Annotated in this window: 18 protein-coding genes and 1 riboswitch; of the genes, 12 read left to right on the top strand and 6 right to left on the bottom strand. The window is 58.6% G+C overall.

Features of this window, described 5'->3' with window-relative positions; genetic code table 11:
- Positions 1–96: 96 nt before the first annotated feature.
- Positions 97–2,163: a 2-oxoglutarate dehydrogenase, E2 component, dihydrolipoamide succinyltransferase gene (sucB, locus tag Q0X21_RS05120; RefSeq protein ID WP_297850703.1), complete on the bottom strand. Its 2,067-nt coding sequence runs from the start codon at positions 2,161–2,163 to the stop codon at positions 97–99.
- A gap of 190 nt (positions 2,164–2,353) precedes the next feature.
- On the opposite strand from sucB, the gene Q0X21_RS05125 reads away from it, so the two are divergent.
- Positions 2,354–2,737, top strand: coding sequence for an oxidoreductase (locus tag Q0X21_RS05125; protein ID WP_297850704.1), 384 nt, complete (start codon positions 2,354–2,356; stop codon positions 2,735–2,737).
- A 47-nt stretch (positions 2,738–2,784) separates the two neighbouring features.
- On the opposite strand, the gene Q0X21_RS05130 is transcribed toward Q0X21_RS05125, so the two are convergent.
- A complete protein-coding gene (locus tag Q0X21_RS05130; RefSeq protein ID WP_297850706.1) occupies positions 2,785–4,296 on the bottom strand; it encodes a leucyl aminopeptidase in 1,512 nt (503 codons plus the stop codon).
- Positions 4,297–4,412: 116 nt separating this feature from the next.
- Here Q0X21_RS05130 and Q0X21_RS05135 point away from each other — a divergent pair, with 116 nt between their 5' ends.
- Positions 4,413–5,525 (top strand): branched-chain amino acid aminotransferase, encoded by a 1,113-nt coding sequence (locus tag Q0X21_RS05135; protein ID WP_297850707.1) that lies wholly within the window; start codon positions 4,413–4,415, stop codon positions 5,523–5,525.
- A 45-nt stretch (positions 5,526–5,570) separates the two neighbouring features.
- On the opposite strand, the gene Q0X21_RS05140 is transcribed toward Q0X21_RS05135, so the two are convergent.
- Together Q0X21_RS05140 and Q0X21_RS05145 are read right to left on the bottom strand one after the other, a co-directional pair.
- On the bottom strand, positions 5,571–6,599 hold the full coding sequence (locus Q0X21_RS05140) for a nicotinate-nucleotide--dimethylbenzimidazole phosphoribosyltransferase (protein ID WP_297850708.1): 1,029 nt from the start codon (positions 6,597–6,599) through the stop codon (positions 5,571–5,573).
- Between the two features lie 18 nt (positions 6,600–6,617).
- Complete coding sequence (locus Q0X21_RS05145) at positions 6,618–7,349, bottom strand: DUF3043 domain-containing protein (protein ID WP_297850709.1); 732 nt, start codon at positions 7,347–7,349, stop codon at positions 6,618–6,620.
- A 191-nt stretch (positions 7,350–7,540) separates the two neighbouring features.
- Between Q0X21_RS05145 and Q0X21_RS05150 the strand changes: the two genes are divergently transcribed.
- A complete protein-coding gene (locus Q0X21_RS05150; protein WP_297850710.1) occupies positions 7,541–7,885 on the top strand; it encodes an iron-sulfur cluster assembly accessory protein in 345 nt (114 codons plus the stop codon).
- A 132-nt stretch (positions 7,886–8,017) separates the two neighbouring features.
- Here Q0X21_RS05150 and Q0X21_RS05155 read toward each other — a convergent pair whose 3' ends face one another.
- Positions 8,018–9,040 carry a S41 family peptidase gene (locus Q0X21_RS05155; RefSeq protein ID WP_297850711.1) on the bottom strand — a complete coding sequence of 341 codons (1,023 nt, stop codon included), beginning with the start codon at positions 9,038–9,040 and terminating at the stop codon, positions 8,018–8,020.
- 130 nt (positions 9,041–9,170) lie between these two features.
- A complete protein-coding gene (asnB, locus tag Q0X21_RS05160) occupies positions 9,171–11,093 on the bottom strand; it encodes an asparagine synthase (glutamine-hydrolyzing) (RefSeq protein ID WP_297850712.1) in 1,923 nt (640 codons plus the stop codon).
- A 485-nt stretch (positions 11,094–11,578) separates the two neighbouring features.
- Here asnB and Q0X21_RS05165 point away from each other — a divergent pair, with 485 nt between their 5' ends.
- From Q0X21_RS05165 to Q0X21_RS05205, 9 genes are all read left to right on the top strand, one after another.
- Positions 11,579–12,664: a cytochrome c oxidase subunit II gene (locus Q0X21_RS05165; protein WP_297850713.1), complete on the top strand. Its 1,086-nt coding sequence runs from the start codon at positions 11,579–11,581 to the stop codon at positions 12,662–12,664.
- Positions 12,665–12,683: 19 nt separating this feature from the next.
- Positions 12,684–13,115, top strand: coding sequence for a cytochrome c oxidase subunit 4 (locus tag Q0X21_RS05170; RefSeq protein WP_297850714.1), 432 nt, complete (start codon positions 12,684–12,686; stop codon positions 13,113–13,115).
- Positions 13,116–13,546: 431 nt separating this feature from the next.
- Positions 13,547–14,167, top strand: coding sequence for a heme-copper oxidase subunit III (locus Q0X21_RS05175; RefSeq protein ID WP_297850715.1), 621 nt, complete (start codon positions 13,547–13,549; stop codon positions 14,165–14,167).
- 57 nt (positions 14,168–14,224) lie between these two features.
- On the top strand, positions 14,225–15,073 hold the full coding sequence (locus tag Q0X21_RS05180; RefSeq protein WP_297850716.1) for a c-type cytochrome: 849 nt from the start codon (positions 14,225–14,227) through the stop codon (positions 15,071–15,073).
- Complete coding sequence (locus tag Q0X21_RS05185) at positions 15,070–16,293, top strand: ubiquinol-cytochrome c reductase iron-sulfur subunit (protein ID WP_297850717.1); 1,224 nt, start codon at positions 15,070–15,072, stop codon at positions 16,291–16,293. The genes Q0X21_RS05180 and Q0X21_RS05185 overlap by 4 nt, the downstream gene beginning before the upstream one ends.
- A complete protein-coding gene (locus Q0X21_RS05190; RefSeq protein ID WP_297850719.1) occupies positions 16,293–17,930 on the top strand; it encodes a cytochrome bc complex cytochrome b subunit in 1,638 nt (545 codons plus the stop codon). Before Q0X21_RS05185 ends, Q0X21_RS05190 begins: the two co-directional genes overlap by 1 nt.
- Positions 17,931–18,298: 368 nt before the next feature.
- Positions 18,299–18,476: riboswitch (cyclic di-AMP (ydaO/yuaA leader) on the top strand.
- 11 nt (positions 18,477–18,487) lie between these two features.
- The gene (locus tag Q0X21_RS05195; protein ID WP_297850720.1) at positions 18,488–19,237 is read left to right on the top strand and encodes a C40 family peptidase; all 750 of its coding nucleotides are present in this window, start codon (positions 18,488–18,490) and stop codon (positions 19,235–19,237) included.
- Positions 19,238–19,489: 252 nt separating this feature from the next.
- The gene (locus Q0X21_RS05200; protein ID WP_297850721.1) at positions 19,490–20,521 is read left to right on the top strand and encodes a C40 family peptidase; all 1,032 of its coding nucleotides are present in this window, start codon (positions 19,490–19,492) and stop codon (positions 20,519–20,521) included.
- Positions 20,522–20,527: 6 nt separating this feature from the next.
- Positions 20,528–21,661 (top strand): glycosyltransferase family 4 protein, encoded by a 1,134-nt coding sequence (locus Q0X21_RS05205; RefSeq protein ID WP_297850722.1) that lies wholly within the window; start codon positions 20,528–20,530, stop codon positions 21,659–21,661.
- Positions 21,662–21,683: the final 22 nt, after the last annotated feature.

Genomic DNA, 21,683 nt, shown 5'->3' on the forward strand with positions numbered 1-21,683 from the left:
GAAATGCCGTTGGGGCTTCAACCCAGTGAAAAACGACCCCGCACCAACTGCGAAAGTCAGTGCGAGGCCGTTAAACTTTGTGCGTTTCCGCTGGTTTTAGAGGTCCATGTCGTCCTCGAAGTCAGCTGCCTCGACACGATCCTTGATGGTGGTGACGAAGCGGCCAGCGTCCGCGCCATCCACGATCTGGTGGTCGTAGGTGAACGGCAGGTAGCACATCTGGCGGATAGCAATGGAGTCAATGCCATCCTCGGTGACGATGACCGGGCGCTTCACAATAGCGCCGGTACCCAGGATGCCGGACTGCGGCGGGGTGAGGATCGGGGTGTCCATCAGGGCACCAGCCGAACCGATATTGGTCACCGTGAAGGTTGCACCGGACAGGTCATCTGGACGGAGCTTCTTGTCACGGGCGCGAGCAGCCAGATCAGCGATGCCCTTAGCGATGTCAGCCAGGGACATGTCCTGTGCCTTCTTCAGCACCGGCACGAGCAGACCCATCGGGGTATCAACAGCGATACCGATGTTGACGTCCTCGTGGTAGGTGATCTCCTTCGTGTCCTTGTTGTAGGACGCGTTCACATTCGGGTGGGAGACCAGTGCCTCAGCGACAGCCTTGACGAAGAACGCCAGGTACGTGATGTTCGCGCCGTGCTTATCGACGAACGCCGGCTTGACCTGCTTGCGCAGCTCCGCGATGCGGGTGACATCAACTTCCTGCACGTGGGTGAGCTGTGCAGAGGTCTGCAGGGATTCGACCATCTTCGCAGCGGTGATCTCGCGGATGCGGTTGACCTTTTGCGTGGTGCCAATGAGCTCCTGCTTAGCCGGGTCAACAGCCTTGGTGGACCAACGTGCACGCGGGCCAGATGCCTTCGGTGCAGAGGTTGCGGAAGCGGAAGCATCAGCAGCCTTGGTGTCTGCTGCTTCAGCGCCGCCCTCAGCAGCTGCGAGGACATCCTGCTTGCGGATACGGCCACCGACGCCGGTGCCCTCCACGCTGTTCAGGTCAACACCGTGCTTGTCAGCCAGCTTGCGCACCAGCGGGGTGACGTACGGGACCTTGCCGCCGTTGTTCACCTTGGTGGAGGTAGTAGCAGAGGAGGTGGATTCAGCTTTCGGAGCAGCAGGCTCCGGCTTCTTCTCTTCCTTCTGCTCCTCCTGCTTCGGTGCCGGAGCTTCCTCTTCCTTGGGCTCTTCTGCCGGCTCTTCCTCGACGATTGCGTCAGCGTCGCCGATGATCACGATGGCCTCACCGACCTCGACGGTGTCGTCTTCCTCAGCCAGGATCTCGATGATGGTGCCCTCGACCGGGGACGGGATCTCGGTGTCGACCTTGTCGGTGGAGACCTCAAGCAGTGGCTCGTCGACTGCGACGGTGTCGCCGACTTCCTTCAACCAGGTGGTGATGGTGCCCTCGGTGACAGACTCGCCGAGCTCCGGCATCTCAACCTTGGTGCCTGCAGCAGAACCTCCGGACTTCTTCGGCGCGGAAGCAGGCTTCTCTTCCTGCTTCGGAGCCTCAGCCTTTTCCTCTTCAACATCGTCAGAAGAATCGGCGGAGCCGGATGCGACAGCATCAGCGTCACCGACGCGGGCGATGACTTCGCCGACCTCGACGGTGTCGTCTTCTTCGGCGAGGATTTCAACCAGGGTGCCTGCGACCGGGGACGGGATCTCGGTGTCGACCTTGTCGGTGGAGACCTCAAGCAACGGCTCGTCGACCTCAACCTCGTCGCCGACTTCCTTCAACCAGGTGGTGATGGTGCCCTCAGTGACGGACTCACCCAGTTCCGGCATCTCCACATCAGTTGCGGAGCCCGAGCCACCGGACTTCTTCGCCGGGGCAGCTTCAGCCTTTTCTTCCTTCTCTGCCGGGGCTTCCTCGGCAGAATCAGCGGAGCCGCTCTCTGCCGGCTTCTCGCCCTCATCGCCAACGACGGCGATGACTTCGCCGACCTCGACGGTATCGTCTTCCTCTGCCTTGATCTCCAGCAGAACGCCCGAAACGGGCGATGGGATCTCGGTGTCAACCTTGTCGGTGGAGACCTCGAGCAAGGGTTCGTCGACCTCGACGGTGTCGCCGACTTCCTTCAGCCACGTCGTGATTGTGCCTTCGGTGACCGATTCGCCCAGCTCGGGCATCTCTACAGAGTGAGCCATGGTTGTTGAGTCTCCTCTAAAACTTGCAGACGTTAATTCGACACCAGCGTACCCGCTTGATCGTAGATCCGCGTTTCGGTGATGCCTTGTTGGTGGTTATTCGCCATTAGTTGTGGGCACTCTCACACTGAGAGTGGAAAAAGAATTTGGAATAGGAGTACCGCTTACTGGTCCTTATATGATGTGGTGCGTGTTCAATCTCTTCGGATCTCGCAAAAAGAACTCGCCGATCAAGCCACCACGCGGCCCCGGCGAGACCGTGCGGCCTGAAGATGCCCAGTATTTGAAGGAATGGGCAGCAAACTACGACTTCGTTGAGGGCTATGTTGAGCCGGAGACCCTGGTCAACGAGATGTCCGTCGTGCTCGTCGCCGAGAACGGGGAATTCACGCGCCGTCGCATCGGCGGGCCCAAAGGCATTGATGCGGTGAGCAAGCTATTGGGCATTTCGCTTTACGACGTCGAGGAGACCGGTTACCCCGACCGCATGCGCAAACGCATGGAGCAGGAGAGAATCCTGCGCAAGCGTGCTGAACAAAGAGAACGCCGCGCCCGGTTTGAGCGCGGCGAGTAGATCTCAAGCGGGAGAGATCCTTTAGTTCTTTAGAAGGCTAGAGAGTTCTAGTTCTTCTGTGGATTCTGCAGTGAACGGATGGTTTCCACCAGCGTTCGCACCGGAACACCAGTAGCACGAGAAGGCGTGAAGCCGTAGGCGCCACCGCTATTCCAGGCTGGGCTGGCGATATCTACGTGCGCCCATTCGATGTCCTCGCCGACGAAGCGGGACAGGTAGGTGCCGGCGAATTCCATGCCCCCGAAGCGATCGCTGTTGGCATTCTTCAAATCAGCAACCTTTGACGCGATTTCTTCTTCATGCTCTTCAAGCAGCGGCATTGCCCAACCTGGCTCATCAAGCTCGCGGGCGGTCGCAGCGATCGCATCGCGTAGCTCATCGCTGCCCATCACACCGAAGGTGCGCTTGCCCAGTGCGACCATCTGCGCGCCGGTCAACGTAGAAGTCTCAATGAGGTGGGTGGGAGAGTTCTCGCAGGCGCGGGCAATCGCGTCGGCAAGCACGAGGCGGCCCTCCGCATCAGTATTGATGACCTCACTGGTGATTCCGCCGTAGTGAGTGATCACATCGCCCGGACGCTGCGCGGAACCAGACGGCATGTTCTCCGCCATCGGCATCCATGCCTCCACGCGCACCGGCAGGTTGAGGGCAGCGACAGCGCACGCCGTGGCGAGCACCGCAGCAGAGCCACCCATGTCCATGACCATCTGTTCCATGCCGGAGGACGGCTTGATGGAGATACCACCCGAGTCGAAGGTAATGCCCTTGCCCACCAGCGCCACAGAAGAATCCGCCGAGGCAGTCTTTGGAGCCCAGGAAAGGTGAACCAACCGCGGCGGGTGCTCAGAGCCCTGGCCAACAGCGGTGATACCACCAAAGCCCTGCTCAGCCAGCTGATTTTCATCCAGAATTTCCACGTCCAGGCCAGCCGAGGTTGCTACCTGTTCCGCGTAGTTGGCGTAGACCTCCGGGTAAAGCAGATTCGACGGGGTATTCACGAGGTCACGGGCAAGTGCGACTGCGTGGCCAAGAGTGGCTGCAGTTTCAAATTCTTCACGGTCGTCCTCGGTGCCGATCACGGTGATCGTGGCAGTCGAAGCAGTAGTTTCCTGTCCATCCTGCTCGTCGCTGTCAGCCCGGCTCTTTAGGCCGGAGTAAACATAGCCACCAAGCAGAAGGCCCTCAACAATGGCACCGACACCAAACTCGCCGGAGATGACAGCGCGGTCAACGCCCTTCAGCGAGCGTGAAGCAACACCTAGTGCGCGACGAACCGACGTAGCTGTTGTCTCCTCGCCCAGACCGATAGCGAGATACACCTCGCCGTCCACGGCTACCTTGGTGAGCTCACCGTGAGAGCCCTTCGCGCCAACTGCTTCAAGGGCCTCGAGCAGACCGTTTGGAGTGAGCACCGATACCGGCAGCTCCAGCGAGTCGCCCTGGGCGATGGGGATGATGCGCGCTGCACCGTCGATAAGCGTGCTATCAGCGGAAGTAGCGAATTCCACGTTTGGCAATGAGCCGTGGGAGGGAAGAACACCGGTGGTGTGCGGAAGCATTGACTACATACTCCTTTGCGAATTTGTTCAACGCGACTGTTATTCGGGGCCGATCCTACGTGAGCGGGGGAGCAAACCGGCCGCGGCGTCGGAGTGCGGGCGTATGCTTAGACAGCATGACGAATTTGGAATTCACCGTGCAGAAAAACGAAAACCCGGCGACTGATCAACAGCGCGCAGAAATTCTTGCTGACCCAAAATTTGGCAAGAAATTCACCGACCACATGGTCGCCATTGACTGGACGGAAGAAAAGGGCTGGCACAACGCTCGCGTGGAGCCGTACTCGACCATCGAATTCGACCCGGCTTCCATGGTCTTCCACTATGGCCAGGCAATCTTCGAGGGCCTGAAAGCCTACCGCCAGCCGGATGGCTCGATCGCGACCTTCCGCCCGGAGGAAAACGCTCGCCGTATGCAGAATTCCGCAGAGCGTCTTGCCATGCCGCAGCTGCCGGAGGACCTCTTCTTGGAGTCCCTGCGTCAGCTCGTTGATATTGATCAGGCATGGGTCCCGCAAGCAGGCGGCGAAGCAGCGCTGTACCTGCGTCCATTTATGATCTCGACTGAGGTTGGCCTGGGCGTTCACCCAGCGCATACCTATACCTACTATCTCATCGCTTCACCCGCTGGCGCTTACTTCGCAGGCGGCATCAAACCGGTCAAGGTGTGGATCTCGGAAGACTATGTCCGTGCCGCGCCGGGCGGAACCGGTGCCGCGAAGTTCGCGGGCAATTACGCAGCTTCCCTCCTCGCACAGGCTCAGGCAGAGGAAAAGGGCTGCGATCAGGTTGTGTGGCTCGATGCGATCGACCGCACCTACATCGAAGAGATGGGTGGCATGAACCTCATGTTCGTCTACGGCTCGGATGCAAACAACATCAAGGTTGTCACCCCGGCACTGTCCGGCTCCTTGCTGCCGGGCATCACGCGTGAATCTTTGCTGCAGGTCGCTGAGGACATGGGCTATGCCACCGAGCAGGTCCGCATTTCTGTCGACGATTGGAAGAACGATGTCGCCGACGGCAAGCTGACCGAATCCTTGGCTTGTGGCACCGCAGCTGTTATCACCCCGGTTGGTCACGTCGTGGGCAATGACATTGACTTCACCGTCAACGGCAATGAGGCCGGCGAGGTCACCATGGCGCTGCGTGAGCGCCTGACTCAGATCCAGCGCGGCGAATTCAAAGACACCCACGGGTGGTTGCACACCCTGGTTCCCGCTAACTAGTAGGTAAGCATTGCTTATTAGCGACGTGGGCCCCGCAGCTCAGACCTAGTTCTGCCCTGCGGGGTTTTGTTCTTGAGAGCACATTTCATCTGACACAAGATCAACAGCCGCGGTGAGCAGAGGCAGAACAGCGGCACCACCTGCGCCCTGTCCCGTGGTCATGTCAAGAGCAGCCACCGGGGTCAGGTCGAGAGCCTGTAGGCACACAATGTGGCACGGCTCGTTGCTGAGCTGGCCCGCGACCAGCCATTCCTTCACACCGGGGGCAAGACGCTCGGCGACGTAGGCGGCGGTTGCGGGGAATGCGCCGTCGATAAGCACTGGCGTTTTGCGCGTGGCGCATTGTGCGATGAACGCGGTGAGCGCAACGAAATCGGGCGACGAAATGCGCCTGATTACCTCGGCCACATCATCATGAAGATCGCGGACGCGGAACATCGCATCGCGCACAGCCGTGACCTTGACCTTCCACGTCTCATCATTGATTCCGCTGCCGCGACCGACCGCAGCGACTGGTTCAGTGAATGTGAGTGCGCCTAGAATCGCCGCGCCGACAGTGGTGTTTCCAACCCCAATATCGCCGACAACAGCGAAATCGCAGCCCGAATCAATCGCTTTATCCGCAGTGGTGATGCCGAGTTCCGCCGCCTGACGGAATTCCTCTTCACTCATCGCGTCTTCAACATCAATCGCGCCTGCGCCAGAACGAATCCGAGCAGTAGGTTCATTCAGGCTCACTCGAACCAGCTCAACTGGGGCATCTGCGAGACGAGCCAGAGTGTTTACCGGAGCAGCACCAGCATCAATCTCATCGGCCTGGACCACCGATGCTTCCGGGGTGAACGCAGAAACTCCACGTGCTGCGACACCATGGTCGCCAGCGAAAACGACTACCCGAGGGTGAGTGATCGGCCGTGGGGGAGCCTCACTTTGCCGGCCGGCGACCCATGCGCCGAGCGCAGCGAGCCGGCCGAAAGACACCCCGCGCGGATTTTGCGTCATGGCAGCCTTGACTGCTGACTCCACCGAAGCATCAGGGGTGGGAATAGGACCGAATTCCAGCGACACGCTCATGCTGTGTGTTCCCGTGAACTAGACCTTGGAACCGAGTTCCACCTGCGGCTTTGGTGTGCGCCAACCACGCGGCTGGGACGCACGCGAGTAGGCGTACATGCCCAAACCAAAGCCAGTGTCAGTGGTGTCCGGGAATTTCGCACGCACCGCATTATTCGCGCGGCGGCCGATGATGAAGGCTTCCACGATCATCGCCAGGATGAATGCCATGGAAACCACCGACAGGATCTCTGCCACACGGGGCAGGAAATTGCCCAGCAGCATGATCAGCAACAGCACGAAAGCGGCCGGCAGGATGTAATTGGAAATGAACCGGCGGGAATCCACCCAATCACGTACATAACGGCGGACCTCGCCCTTATCGCGATCCATTAGGTAGCGCTCATCGCCTGCGTCCATGCGCGCCTGGATTTCCTTGTTCTTTGCGCGACGTTCTTCACGCTCACGCTTCTTATACGCCTTCCACTCCTCCTTGGACATGGAGGACTTGAGATCCTTGCGCTTCTGCGCGGCCTGCGCCTTAGACATCGCATTCGGGTCGCGCACCACACCGCGCTTGACCTCTTGGTCATGGCGCTTTGGGGTGGGGCGGCCCTTCGGCGGGGTGTAGCCCTTCGGCAGTTTCTCACCTGTCTTTTCAGCGGAATTCTTCACGGAAGAAGAATCGGCCAGGTCGAGGTTGGTGGAGCCACTCTTAGCGGCTGCGTTGTCGGCCGCAGGGGCATCGGATTTCTGCCAGGGAAGTTTCACGCACTCTAGGCTACAAAACACTTGTGCCCTGGTGGGAATATGGGTGTGGCTGGCGTTGTTGTTTTAGACAGCTATGCAAGGTCTCGCCTCTAACCGGTGTGACCTGCACAAGTTAGGGTGTACTAGCATCCGGGCCCCGTCCCAGAGTAGGCTCGGTGCCCGACACGATACGTAGGCAAGGAGAAACGTTCATGACTGCACCGACTTCCGCAACTGGCGTCAAGCTCAGTGAGGCAGCCGCCGCCAAGGCGAAAGCGCTGCTGGATCAGGAAGGCCGCGACGACCTGTCTCTGCGCATCGCCGTTCAGCCGGGTGGTTGCGCTGGTCTGCGCTACCAGCTGTACTTCGACGACCGTGACCTCGAGGGTGATAAGTCCGATGTCATCGGTGGCGTCCGCCTCGTGGTGGACAAGATGAGTGTCCCGTACCTCATGGGTGCGGAGATCGACTTTGCTGACACGATTGAGCAGCAGGGCTTCACCATCGACAACCCGAACGCAGGCGGCTCCTGCGCTTGTGGCGACTCCTTCAACTAAGAGTTCGCCAGGCGCGCTCTTGTTGAGCGAAAAGAATCGCGTCCCGTTTGTACGGGGCGCGATTTTTGTTAGTGATTTTTGTTAGTTGTGCTGACTAAAGTGCCTTTTGGCCACAGCCCTGCGAATGTGCAGCTACTGGCAGGCGTGCGCGTTTCGTAGCCATTTCTGTGCTTCGGCGAGTGCAGCGTCACCTGATTCAGTTTTTGTGTCGGGCTGAACCGGATCTTCAGTGTAGGTTTCGCCAGTGCGGTCGCGGTTCTGCGCAATCGTGAGCATCAGTTCACTGCCATCGGGGAAGTCGTAGACAGTGTTCGCGGAGGCGAAACCAGCAGTAGGTGTGCCGAAGCTTCGGGAATTATCCAAGCCACGGAAGGAGAGCATGGTGGCTTCGCCGGAGGATGCTGTCTGATCATCGACAAGAACTGCAACGGGCACTTCCCATTTGCCGCCGGAGGTCTCTAGGGGAGTGCCTCCGCCTTGGACAGAATTGCCCTCAACAGTGACGGCGCTGGTGTTTCCGGCATAAACGAATTCGAGCGCGGTTCCGTCCGGGAGGATCGGGGATAGGCCTGCGAGCATTGGCCCCATATCGCCGCCATCGTTGCCGCGTAGATCGACGATCGCGCCGCACGCACCGCCATCACGCGCACTGATCAGGCCATCTGACAGGGTATTGGCGTAATTCTGGACATCATCTTTTCTGGAAACCCCCGGCACCGTTGCATGTGCGATGCCACCATTCACATTGACTGCGGCAGTGGCGGTATCGGTGTTTTCAGCGTCATCGGTAGCCTCTTCGGTGTGCCCCGCGGATTCATCTGGAGGAATCAGCCGGGAGTGCTTTCCGCCGGCGGCGGTGACAGCGTCGATGAGGGCGGGGCGGACGTCGTCAAGCGAATCTGCTTGCTTTGCTACTTCCTTGGCGTGCTCGGAGGCGGACGTGAATTCCTCGGAATCGGCGTAGATGCCCTGCTCGGCGAGCGCGAGCACTGTCGCTGTGTAGCGCTTCGGTGTGTCCGTGCCCGCGAAACGTGCGGTGCCGGTGGTCATCGCGGTCAGCGTGGGCCCGTAGACGTAGGCGGCGATGCCGGCGATTATTAGCATCACACTGAATGTGGCTGCGATAGCGGTCAGTACTTTGCGTGTTGTCGTCATGGTTCACATTGAACCGACAACGGTGCGTGAAGTCAGTAGACCTCTATATGAAAAAGAGGTAGAGACAGCACTACCCCGCGCACTGGCCTGTGTTGAGCCAGGTGGCGGGGTAGGGGCTAGACGAGAGCGCCTAGAGGTTCACTGGGTACTCGCGCTTCTCGATGCCCGGGTCGATGCGGTGCTCGACGAAAATGCCGTGCCAGATCATGAATGCGAGCACGGTCCAGAGGCGACGGGAGTGGTCGGAGACGCCGTCACGGTGCTCCTTGAGCATCTCCAAAACCTCCGGCTTATTGAAGATCTCGTCGGTCTGGGATTCGCGGATGGTCTGCTCAGCCCAGCCGTAGAGTTCATCGCCTGCGAGCCAGTGGCGCATGGGGACCGGGAAGCCGAGCTTCTTGCGGTGCAGCACGTGCGGCGGCACGATCTTCTCCATTGCCTTACGCAATGCGTACTTAGTGGTGCCGTTTGCAATCTTCAGATCGTGCGGGATGGTCTCCGCGACGGCGAAGACCTCCTTATCCAAGAACGGCACACGCAGCTCAAGGGAGTGCGCCATATTGATCTTGTCGGCCTTGACCAAGATATCGCCGCGCATCCACGTGAACAGGTCGAGGTGCTGCATACGCGCCACCGGATCCATGTCTTGCGAGCGTGCGTAGATCGGAGCGGTGACCTCACGGTGATCCCATTCCGGCTTCGCCCACGGCAGGACGCGACGCAGCTGGTCGTAATTGAAGGAGCGGGCATTGCCGTAGTAGCGGGTCTCCATCGGGGTGGTGCCACGCTCAAGCAAGGACTTGCCGCGCATTCCCTCCGGGAGGATCTGACCTAGCTTGTTCAGGCCCTTAAGCAGCGGATCCGGCATTTTTTCAAACGGTGCGAGGGAAAGCGGCTCCTTATAAATGGTGTAACCGCCAAACAGCTCATCGGCGCCCTCGCCAGAAAGAACGACCTTGACGTGCTTTCGCGCCTCCTGTGCAACGAAGTACAGCGGCACGAGAGATGGATCCGCGACCGGATCGTCGAGGTACCACATGATCTTCGGGATCGCGTAGGCGTATTCCTCAGGGGAAACGACCTTCACGATGTGCTCGACGCCGATCGCCGCAGCCGATTCTGCAGCGACATCGACCTCGGAATAGCCCTCGCGTTCAAAGCCAGTGGTGAACGTCAAAAGGTTCGGGTTATGGCGCTTGGCAAGCGTCGCAATCGCAGTCGAGTCAATGCCGCCAGAGAGGAAGGAGCCCACGGTGACGTCGGCACGCATGTGCTTAGCGACGGAATCCTCCAGGGCCTCAGCGATCTTGGTAAAGAGCTCGTCTTCCTTGTCCTTGGGGACTGGAATGACGTTGAACTGAGGATTGAAGTAGCGCTTTGCTTCGACTTTGCCGCCGGGGGTCAGCGTGGCGGTGCAGCCCGACTCCAGGCGACGGATGGATGTGTGCAGCGACTCCGGCTCTGGCACGTACTGCAGGTCGACGTAGTGCTCGATGGCACGGCGGTCCAGGCTGAGGTCTAGACCGAGCTCCGGGGCCATCTCCAGGATGGCTTTCTTCTCAGAGGAGAAAACAGTACCTGCCTCGGTGGTGGCGTAGTACAGCGGCTTAATGCCGAACTGGTCGCGTGCGGCGAACATCGTGCGGGTCTCGGTGTCCCAAATGACGAACGCGAACATGCCACGAAGGTGCTTGACCACATCTGCGCCCCAGTGGTGGTAGCCCACGACGATCGTTTCGGAATCGCCTTCAGTATTGAAGCTCAGGCCAGCTGCGGTGAGTTCCTCGCGGAGCTCCACATAGTTGTAGATCTCACCATTGAAAGTCAGCGCGTAGCGTTCCGGGTTTTCGGCAGGGCCCCAACGCAATGGCTGATGCGAGTGTTCGAGGTCGATGATCGCGAGGCGATTGAAGCCGAAAAGGGCATCATCGTCATGCCACGTGCCCGCAGCATCGGGACCGCGGTGATAGAAGCAGGGGAGAGCGCGCTCGGCTGCTTCGGCGTAACGGGACGCATCAGAAGAACTCGTCAGCATGGCCAGAAGACCGCACATGGGAATGGCTCCTTAGAACATCATTTAAGGAAAAGAGTTTTAGCTCTACCCACAATAGAAGCCGGATAGTCTGTGAACGGAATTAGCGCGCACCCGCGTGGCATTGTGAGCATTCCAACTCGACACAATCTTCGGTGGTGTGGCCCAACCTTTAGCCGGTCCCCAATAGGGGTGCAACTTCCGGTTGATTTATCTGGAATAGAATGTGATGGCGATTACATATTTGCGGCGAGGTGATCGTCAGAATTCAGCGACGATGCCGGTAACCAGCGGGTAAACGACGCGGTTTGGTTCGCGTGTGGAAATTGCTGGATTTGAGCCGTGGAACCGTTCCTCAGTGCAGGTTAAGTGTGGCCCGTAGATAATCTATTCTGACTTGGTAGGAATATTCTGCTCTGCTCACCTCCGGCTGGTGCACAGCTGGGGGAGAGGATTGGAGATTATTCACAGCTTTTTCGTTTGTGTGGACAGGAAGGCAGACACACGTGGATACGGCAAAGAACCGTGGCCTGGCCAAGAAGATCGGTGTCGCAGGCGCTCTCGCGCTGAGCGGCTTCGGTCTTGCCGGCTGTGAGGCTGAACCGCCGAGCGCAATGTCGAATTTGCTCGACATGGGCTGGCCGGACCCAGTCACCCCTGAGGGTGCAAGCATGTACAACTTCTGGATCTGGGTCTGGCTTGCGGCCTGGATCATCGGCATCATCATGTGGGGCCTCTTCCTTTACGCGATTTTCGCGTGGGGTGGAAAGCGCCGCGAGAAGAAGGGTGCTGGCGAGTTCCCGAAGCAGCTGCAGTACAACGTGCCGCTTGAGCTCGTGCTCACGATCGTGCCGATCATCATCGTTATGGTGCTGTTCTTCTTCACCGTTCAGGCGCAGACCAAGGTTGTTGCTCTGGATAAGAACCCGGAAGTCACCGTTGACGTCACCGGTTTCCAGTGGAACTGGAAGTTCGGCTACGCACAGGTCGGTGCAGATCTCTCCCCGACTGGCTCGGACTACGACGGTACTGACGAGGAGCGTCAGAAGCTCAACGATCAGTCCAAGCATGATGACGAGGACATCAAGAATGCGAACCCGATTCACGGTCGCTCGATGTCTGACAAGTCTTACTTGAACTTCAACAAGATCGAGACTGTTGGTACCACGGAGGAAGTTCCGGTTCTGGTTCTCCCGACCAACACCCCGATTGAGTTCCGTCTGGCATCTGGCGATGTGTCCCACGCATTCTGGATTCCGGAATTCCTGTTCAAGCGTGACGTCTACTCCCACCCGGAGGCGAACCAGCAGGAGCGTCGCTTCCAGATCGAGGAGATCACCGAGGAGGGCGCATTCGTCGGTCGCTGTGCAGAGATGTGCGGTACCTACCACGCCATGATGAACTTCGAGATCCGTGCGGTCTCCCCGGAGAAGTTCCGTGACTACATGCGCTTCCGCGAGCAGAACCCGGATGCAGCTAACTCTGAGGCACTCGCCTCCATCGGTGAAGAGCCGTTTGCAACGAGCACGCGTCCGTTCAACTCTGACCGAACCGGAACCCGCGACGGCAACAATGCCGTGCAGAACGTCTAAGGAAGGCTAGGAAAAACCAATGGGAGCTGGAGCAAAAGTTTTCTACGCCAACGGGGTCTTCATGACCATCATGGCGGTGATCTACGCCTTCGCAACGAACTTCATCGGCGATGACGCTTACCTCTACGGATACGAGTGGGCAGGTGGCGTTGCACTGATCCTCGCCTCCGCCTTCTCCTTCATGCTCGGTGGATACCTCAACTTCACCGAAAAGCGCAGCGATGTCCTTCCTGAGGATTGGGAAGAGGCAGAGGTTGAAGATGGCGCTGGTGTCCTCGGCTTCTTCTCGCCGGGATCCATCTGGCCGCTCGCTATGACCGGCGGTATCTGCCTCATGGCATTCGGCATCGCCTTCTGGCAGCTGTGGCTGCTGGCTCTTGGCGCCGTCATCCTGATTTGGGCAACCACCAAGCTGAATCTTCAGTACGCAACACCGCGCGAGAAGCACTAAAGCCTTCCGCTTCCCGCCAGCCCCGCTCCGTAATGGAGCGGGGTTTTCGTTTTCTACCGGCCGGTATGTCTGGGAAGGGGATAGTGTCGCGATATCCGGGGGTCATACGAAAGTAGGTGAAACTAGAGGATCACCCCAAAGATATGTGTGAGTTCAGTCACATCAGGGAACTATCTATCTTTCGTAGGAACCGAGAAAATCTCCCGACGAAATTGCAGTGCCATCGCCTCCAAAATGTGACGGGATTTTTGTCTTTGCTATGACCTGCACCGATGACCGTCGTAAAGCAGTGCCAAATAGTTCCCGTGAATTTCATGTGTACCGACACGCGAAAAAATCTTTAAGTATTGGCAGGTCCTTGTCATGCTCACACGAAAAATTCGGGGGTGAACAAGGTGACTTTATGGTTGAAAAAGGCGATACTGATACGCGTGACGACTGCAACAAGTAACCCAGGTATGGCGACAGCGCCCGACCGTCTCCCAGTGCTGAACCGTCCAAATATGGTCAGCGTGGGCACGATCGTGTTCCTCGCCCAAGAATTGATGTTCTTTGCCGGCTTGTTCGCGATGTACTTCACCTCGCGCGCAAACGGCATGTCCGCCGGTGACTGGTCTAACCAGACTGACCACCTCAACGTGCTCTTCGGCACGATCATCACCGTTGTGCTGGTGACCTCTTCTGTCACCTCGCAGCTCGGTGTGTTCGCTGCTGAGAAGGGTGACGTCTTTGGTCTTCGTAAGTGGTTTACCGTCACCATCGTCCTCGGCGTGATCTTCTTGGGTCTCGTCGCGTTTGAGTGGACTGAGATGGTCTTGGCGGGAGTCACCCCGCAGTCCAGCGTGTACGGCTCGGTGTTCTACATCATCACCGGCTTCCACATGGCTCACGTGACTGCCGGCATCATCGCCTTCATTGTGGTGATGCTCCGCGTTGCTAAGGCGAAGTTCACCCCGGCACAGGCAACAGCTGCCATGGTGACCTCGTACTACTGGCACTTCGTCGACGTCGTGTGGATCGGCGTGTTCGTTACTCTCTACCTGGTTCAGTAGCGCATTCCGGTTACGGAAACACTGCAAGAACCACTGATTTTCGCTTAAGGGAACAACATGGATAACACCCCAAAGAAGGCGCGGAACCGCCGCAAGATGCGGCGTACCGCAGCTGGCGCTCTGGCGCTCGGCATCGGTCTGTCGGGTGCCGGCCTTTTGGCAACGGCCCTGACTCCGGATGCGCAGGTGGCCACCGCCCAACGCGATGACCAAGCGCTGATCCAGGAGGGCAAAGACCTCTACGAACAGGCCTGCATTACGTGCCACGGCGCGAACCTGCAGGGCGTTAAGGACCGCGGTCCGTCCCTGATCGGTACCGGTGAAGGTGCCGTTTACTTCCAGGTGAACTCTGGTCGTATGCCGATGATGTCTAACGATGCGCAGGCTGAGCGTAAGAAGCCGCGTTACTCCGAGGCGCAGACTCTGGCTATGGCCGCATACGTTGCAGCTAACGGCGGTGGCCCGGAGCTCGTTTACAACGAGGACGGCTCCATCGCTATGGAAGAGCTCCGTGGCAAGAACTTCGACGGCGACATTCAGGCCGCTGACGTTGCTCGTGGCTCCGAGCTCTTCCGTCTGAACTGTGCTTCCTGCCACAACTTCACTGGCCGTGGCGGCGCACTGTCTTCCGGTAAGTACGCACCGGTTCTGGACCCTGCTAATGAGCAGGAGATCTACCAGGCGATGCTGACCGGCCCGCAGAACATGCCGAAGTTCTCTGAACGTCAGCTGACTGCAGATGAGAAGCGCGACATCATCGCCTTCATCAAGTCCTCCAAGGAGACCCCGAGCCCGGGTGGCTGGTCGCTGGGCGGTATCGGCCCGGTTGCTGAGGGTCTGGCTATGTGGATCATTGGCGTCACCCTCGTCGGTGCAGCCGCAATGTGGATTGGATCGCGCTCATGAGCAATGAAGTAAAGAAGAATTACACCAGTGAAGAGCTGGACAAGATGAGCAACGCTGAGCTCGCTGCACTGGGCACGGAGCTTGACGACGTCACGGTGGCGTACCGCAAGGAACGCTTCCCGCTCGAAAATGATCCGGCTGAAAAGCGTGCTGAGACTGGCATCAATATTTGGCTCGCTATCTCGATCATCGCGGGTCTTGCCTTTTTGGGTGTGTACCTGTTCTGGCCGTGGGAAGCTCGCTTCCACGGTGAGGAAGGCCTGCTTACGTTCAGCTTCTACACCCCGCTGCTTGGTCTGACCTCTGGTCTTTCTCTCGTCGCACTGGGTGTTGCAATCGTCCAGTACGTCAAGAAGTTCATTCCGGAAGAGGTCGCTGTTCAGCGCCGTCACGATGGCCGTTCTTCGGAGCTGGATCGTCGCACGACGACTGCACTGCTGAACGATGCATGGCAGACCTCCACCCTTGGTCGCCGCAATGTCATGAAGGGTCTGCTTGGTGGCGCAGGTCTGATGGCTGGTCTGGTCATCATCGCCCCGCTGGGTGGCATCATCAAGAACCCGTGGCGCGTTCGTCACCAGATGAACTACAACGGCGATGGCACTCTGTGGACTCAGGGTTGGTCGCTTGCTCGCGAGGGCAAGAAGCTCTACCTGGGTCGCGATACCTCTGCTATCGCTGAGCTGCACGACACCGATGCGGGTAAGCACTACAGCACCGCCGGCGTTTCCCGCCTGGTGCGTATGCGCCCGGAGGATCTCGATGCAGCGTCCATGGAGACTGTCTTCCCGCTTCTCGAGGAAGACGTCAACGATGGCGATAAGTACGACGCGGAGCGCGATGTGTACGAAAACCACATGCACTCCATCCACGGTCCGCGTAACGCTGTCATGCTGATCCGCCTGCGCTCCTCCGATGCCGAGAAGGTCATCGAGCGTGAGGGCCAGGAGGACTTCCACTACGGCGATTACTACGCGTACTCCAAGATCTGCACGCACATCGGTTGCCCGACCTCTCTCTACGAGGCACAGACCAACCGCATCCTGTGCCCGTGCCACCAGTCGCAGTTCGATGCTCTGGAGCACGGTAAGCCGGTCTTCGGCCCAGCAGCCCGCGCACTGCCGCAGCTGCCTATCGAAATTGACGAAGATGGTTACCTCATCGCCCGCGGGGACTTCATTGAGCCCGTCGGCCCGGCATTCTGGGAGCGTAAGTCATAATGAGCACGAAACTGGAACAAGCCGCGGATAATGTTGACTCGCGGTTCACAATCGCGGGTGTTCTCCGCCCGCAGCTGAATAAGGTCTTCCCGACCCACTGGTCGTTCATGCTGGGTGAGATGGCGCTGTACAGCTTCATCATCCTGCTGCTGACCGGTGTTTACCTGGCGCTGTTCTTCGACCCGTCGATCACCAAGGTGATCTACGACGGCGGATACCTGCCGCTCAACGGTGTCGAAATGTCCCGCGCATACGCAACGGCACTGGACATCTCCTTTGAGGTCCGTGGCGGTCTCTTTGTCCGCCAGATGCACCACTGGGCCGCCCTGATGTTCATGATGGCGATGTTCGCCCACATGCTGCGCATCTTCTTCACGGGTGCATTCCGTCGCCCGCGTGAGGCCAACTGGATCATCGGTGTCACCCTGATCCTGCTGGGCATGGCTGAAGGCTTCATGGGTTACTCCCTGCCGGACGACCTGCTCTCCGGTGTTGGTCTCCGAATCATGTCCGCCATCATCGTCGGCCTGCCGATCATCGGTACATGGCTGCACTGGGCAATGTTCGGCGGCGACTTCCCGTCGGATCTGATGCTGGATCGTTTCTACATCCTCCACGTGCTGATCCTGCCGGGCATCATCCTCGCGCTGATCGCAGCACACCTGCTGCTCGTCTGGTTCCAGAAGCACACCCAGTTCCCTGGACCGGGTCGTTCTGAGAACAACGTCGTGGGTATCCGAATCATGCCGGTCTTCGCTGTCAAGGCTATTGGCTTCGGCATGCTGGTCTTCGGCATCCTCGCGCTGATGGCTGGTGTCACCACCATTAACGCAATTTGGAATATTGGCCCGTACAACCCGTCGCAGGTCTCTGCTGGTTCCCAGCCGGATATCTACATGCTGTGGACTGACGGTGCTGCTCGTGTCATGCCGGCATGGGAGCTCTACTTGGGCAACTACACCATCCCGGGCGTCTTCTGGGTCGCGCTCATGGCAGGCATCATGGTCGTCCTGCTGCTGACCTACCCGTTCATTGAGAAGAAGGTCACCGGCGACGATGCACACCACAACCTGTTGCAGCGCCCGCGCGACGTTCCGGTTCGTACCGGTATCGGTGTCATGGCTCTGGTTTTCTTCCTGCTGCTGACGCTGTCTGGCGGTAACGACCTTTTCGCGTACCACTTCCAGATCTCGCTGAACGCAATGACCTGGATCGGTCGTATCGGTCTGATCGTTCTGCCTCCGATCGCATACTTCACCACCTACCGCATCTGCGTTGGTCTGCAGCGCAGCGACCGCGAGGTGCTGGAGCACGGTCTGGTCACCGGCATCATCCAGAAGCTCCCGAACGGTGCCTTCGTTGGTGTCCACCAGCCGCTTGGCCCGGTCGACGAGCATGGTCACCAGATCCCGCTGGAGTACGCAGGTGCTCGCGTGCCGAAGCAGCTCAACGAGCTCGGCTACGCTGACTCGGAGACCTCTGGCATCTTCTCGCCGGATGATCCTGCGATCACCGCTAAGCGCAATGAGATCAAGCGCGCTAACCACCACGAGGAAATTGAGACCCTCCGTGCCCTCGAGGCTGAGAAGGACGCTTCCGATCGTGATGCAGGCGCAATCGAGCGCAAGCGCAAGTAGTTAGCCTCCACGGCTTAAATAAGCCCCCTCTCCAACATCGCAATCAAGCGAGGAGGAGAGGGGGCTTCCTTGTTTTATAGCGTTTTGATAACGGTGTGATGAGGATCACACAAAGATTCTTAGCTATTTATTGGCTTTAAGTCTTGTTTGCATAGGCCTTCTTTTTAGCCACGTTTTCCCTGATGAGTGTGCGTTTCGCAAGGCGGGCTAGTCGATTGTTCAACTTTGTGTTGAGACTTCTAAAGTGGCTGTAGTCATACATAGTCAAAAATTACGAAATAATAACGGGCGCGTCGTTAGACAAGATCCGTTTCCGTTTCGTAACCTACTTGAGACCTTGAAGCCAAGAGGCTCAAGCGATAAGACATCTGAACAACTAGCCGAATTCCATTCTGGAAAAGAAATGAGTGGATGGAAGCCGGGGAACCATAAACGTTCCTGGGGTGAATGAGGGCAAGGGGCGCTGTGAAAGGCGCTGGAGCTCCTCTAGGTGAATTCCCGCACCAAACCCGACAGCTAACCCGGTAGGCGTCACTGGAAGATATTGGAGATTGTCAATGGCTAAGCACCGCCGTCAGACCGCGACCGCTAAGCGAAGCATCGCTACTGCCTCTGCCATCGTCGCCGGCGCAGCCCTGTTTGCGCCCGCTACCGCTAATGCCGCTCAGGTGACCGTTCCGAACAGCGGCATCACCGCTGAGGTTCCGGGCATCGAGAACGTTCCGGGTATTGCTAACGTCCCGGGTATCGATCAGTGGATTCCTTCCCTGAAGGGCAAGGCTGACAAGAACGCTGACGTCCGCGCAGCTATCGCAACCGTGAAGAATGTTCCGGGCATCAACAACGTTCCGGGTTTCAACGAGTGGATCAAGGGCGTTGAGAAGAAGTACGCCGCTGCTCCGGCTCCGGCGCAGTACAAGGCCACTGCTAAGAAGGCAGCTCCGGCTCCGCAGCCGAAGCGCACCCAGGGTGAGCGCATTGTGTCCATCGCTAAGTCCAAGATCGGCTCCCCGTACGTCTACGGCGCTGCTGGCCCGAACGCTTTCGACTGCTCCGGCTTCACCTCCTGGGTTTACGCTCAGGCTGGTAAGCAGATCCCGCGTACCTCTGGTGCACAGGCTTCCGCTGGCCGTAACGTCGCTATCTCCGACCTGCAGCCGGGCGACATCGTTGTCTACTACGGCGGCGCATCCCACGTTGGTATCTACGCTGGCAATGGTCAGATCATCGATGCTCTAAACTCTGGTACCCCGGTGGGCTACCGTCCGCTGAACTACATGCCGATTCACTCGGCTGTCCGCTTCTAATCTCAGAGGCGATCAAGCGCTAGCTTGTGATCGGTCGCATCCTGTCATTGTGGACGGGGTGTGGCCGTTTTTCTTTGGTCGCTCTCTTCACACCATTCACTTGCGTGTAACTGCGTTCTTTTGGTTGCTTTAGTGTGTTTGACCAGCGATCTTAGAGCGATTAGTTTTGTTACAAGTTTGTAATCCATCTTCTTCAACTCCCCGCGCTCCTTCGAGGGCGTTTGTGTGTTGTTCTCTGAAAGAGGTTTCATAGTGGCCAAGCATCGTGCTCCATCTCGTATTGCTTCCTTCAAGGCTGGTTCGGTCGCGGGCGTCGCTGCGTTGATGGTTTTCGCTGGGAGTGCCGTTCCGGCCCAGGCCGATGAGATTGATGATCTGATCAAGCAGATGAGTGATATCTCTGACAAGGCGACCGCGAAGGTCGAAGAGGTCAAGGAGATCGAGGACGAGATCAAGAAGGGCGAGCGCGAGGTCGCTTCCCTGAAGAAGACGGCGAAGGTCGCGCAGGATGATGCACGCAAGGCCGCGAATGCTCAGTCTGGTGCTCAGGGCGAGGTGGATAGTCACGCACGTGCGCAGTATCGAAACCTGTCTAATGACGCGAATGTGAATGCGCTTGAGTCGGCCAACCCACAAGAAGCCATTGACCGCGCTGCCTACTTGGGGTCGCTGTCGCGCTCCGCGCAGCGCACCTTGGGCGAGTCGCAGGAACTGAACCGCAAGGCCGCACAGCGCGCAACTGATGCGAATATCGCTGTTGCAGTTGCCAATTACCGTCAGGTTGAACTGGAAGCGAAGCGCAAGAAGCTCGATCGTGAGCGTCGTGAGCTTGAAGATCAGGTCAAGGAAGTTGAGAACCGTGTCAATGCGTTCACGCCAGAGGAGCGCACTCGTTGGGAGGCGAAAAACGGTCCGGTGGCGCTGAACGTGCCGCCGTCGGCAAGCGCTGATGGCGTTGCCGGTGCCGCACTGTCGAAGATCGGTTCTCCGTACGGTTGGGGCGCTGCCGGCCCGAGCCAGTTCGACTGCTCTGGTCTGATGTTCTGGGCCTACGCGCAGAACGGTAAGTCGATTCCACGTACCTCGCAGGCACAGCTCGCTGGTGGTACTCCGGTCTCGATGTCGGAGCTGCAGCCGGGCGACATCATTGGTTATTACCCGGGCGTTACCCACGTTGGCATGTATGTGGGCAATGGTCAGGTTGTTCACGCATCTGATTACGGCATTCCTGTTCAGGTCGTGCCGCTGAATTCTATGCCGGTGCAAGGAGCGGTCCGCTACTAAGCGCGCATGACCACTCTGCTTGTCACGAATGATTTCCCGCCCACGGTTGGCGGGATTCAGTCGTATTTGCGTGATTTCACTGCTGAACTCGTGGACAGGCGGGGAGCGGATTCGCTCGTGGTTTTTGCGTCCACACAGGATGCGAAAGAGGCAGCGCTTTTCGACGACACGTTGCCCTACGCCGTGCACCGTTGGCCCGCGCGCGTGATGCTCCCAACTCCGGCCACGGTGCGTCGGATGGGGGAATTGATTGCACACCATCAGATCAGCACGGTCTGGTTTGGTGCGGCAGCTCCTTTGGCCGCGATGGCGCCAGCCGCGCGTAAGGCAGGAGCAACACGGATCGTGTCCACGACCCATGGGCATGAGGTCGGTTGGTCGATGCTGCCGGGAGCGCGCCAGATTTTGCGGCGAATCGGTAATGCCTCTGATGTGGTCACATTCATTTCGGACTACACGCTGAACCGCTTCCGCACAGCGTTCGGTTCGCACCCCGAGTACGTTCATCTGCCTTCGGGCGTGGACACCGATTATTTCCGGCCTGCTTCTTCAGCGCAGAGAACATTGACGCGTGACCGCTATGGGCTGGGCGAAGAACCATTGGTGGTCGTGGCGTCGCGTCTTGTACCGCGCAAAGGGCAAGACACGCTCATTCGTGCGTGGCCGCGGGTGCAGAGTGCGTTTCCGGATGCTCGCCTCGCCGTCATCGGTGAAGGAAGCTATGAGCAACGGCTGAAGAAAATGACTACGCATCATCAGGTTGAAACTGCGGTGAGGTTTTTGGGCCGTATTCCTCGCGAGGAGATGCGGGATTTTGTAGCGGCTGCGGACATCATGGCTATGCCAGCGCGTACGCGAGCAGGTGGGTTGGATGTCGAAGGCCTGGGCATTGTTTACCTCGAAGCACAAGCCTGCGGTGTGCCCGTCATCGCGGGCAACTCCGGTGGGGCGCCAGAAACCGTAGCGGCAGATACCGGTCTCGTCGTTGAAGGAAGAAACGTCGACGAGGTCGCGGACGCGGTGATTGAGCTTTTGGCAGACCCGCAACGACGAGACGGCATGGGGGCGGCTGGACGACGGCTGGTTACCGATAAGTTCTCCTGGTCGAGGCTCGGTGACCGCCTTGTAGAAACCCTGTAGGGTCCGTAGCTCGCTCACCATG

The sequence above is a fragment of the uncultured Corynebacterium sp. genome (assembly GCF_947253065.1).
Classification (GTDB): domain Bacteria; phylum Actinomycetota; class Actinomycetes; order Mycobacteriales; family Mycobacteriaceae; genus Corynebacterium.

Excerpts from the sequence above, each read along its gene's own strand:
- sucB (WP_297850703.1), bottom strand. The coding sequence starts at position 2,163 with ATGGCTCACTCTGTAGAGATGCCCGAGCTGGGCGAATCGGTCACCGAA.
- Q0X21_RS05130 (WP_297850706.1), bottom strand. The coding sequence starts at position 4,296 with ATGCTTCCGCACACCACCGGTGTTCTTCCCTCCCACGGCTCATTGCCA.
- Q0X21_RS05135 (WP_297850707.1), top strand. The coding sequence starts at position 4,413 with ATGACGAATTTGGAATTCACCGTGCAGAAAAACGAAAACCCGGCGACT.
- Q0X21_RS05140 (WP_297850708.1), bottom strand. The coding sequence starts at position 6,599 with ATGAGCGTGTCGCTGGAATTCGGTCCTATTCCCACCCCTGATGCTTCG.
- Q0X21_RS05150 (WP_297850710.1), top strand. The coding sequence starts at position 7,541 with ATGACTGCACCGACTTCCGCAACTGGCGTCAAGCTCAGTGAGGCAGCC.
- Q0X21_RS05155 (WP_297850711.1), bottom strand. The coding sequence starts at position 9,040 with ATGACGACAACACGCAAAGTACTGACCGCTATCGCAGCCACATTCAGT.
- asnB (WP_297850712.1), bottom strand. The coding sequence starts at position 11,093 with ATGTGCGGTCTTCTGGCCATGCTGACGAGTTCTTCTGATGCGTCCCGT.
- Q0X21_RS05170 (WP_297850714.1), top strand. The coding sequence starts at position 12,684 with ATGGGAGCTGGAGCAAAAGTTTTCTACGCCAACGGGGTCTTCATGACC.
- Q0X21_RS05180 (WP_297850716.1), top strand. The coding sequence starts at position 14,225 with ATGGATAACACCCCAAAGAAGGCGCGGAACCGCCGCAAGATGCGGCGT.
- Q0X21_RS05185 (WP_297850717.1), top strand. The coding sequence starts at position 15,070 with ATGAGCAATGAAGTAAAGAAGAATTACACCAGTGAAGAGCTGGACAAG.
- Q0X21_RS05190 (WP_297850719.1), top strand. The coding sequence starts at position 16,293 with ATGAGCACGAAACTGGAACAAGCCGCGGATAATGTTGACTCGCGGTTC.
- Q0X21_RS05195 (WP_297850720.1), top strand. The coding sequence starts at position 18,488 with ATGGCTAAGCACCGCCGTCAGACCGCGACCGCTAAGCGAAGCATCGCT.
- Q0X21_RS05205 (WP_297850722.1), top strand. The coding sequence starts at position 20,528 with ATGACCACTCTGCTTGTCACGAATGATTTCCCGCCCACGGTTGGCGGG.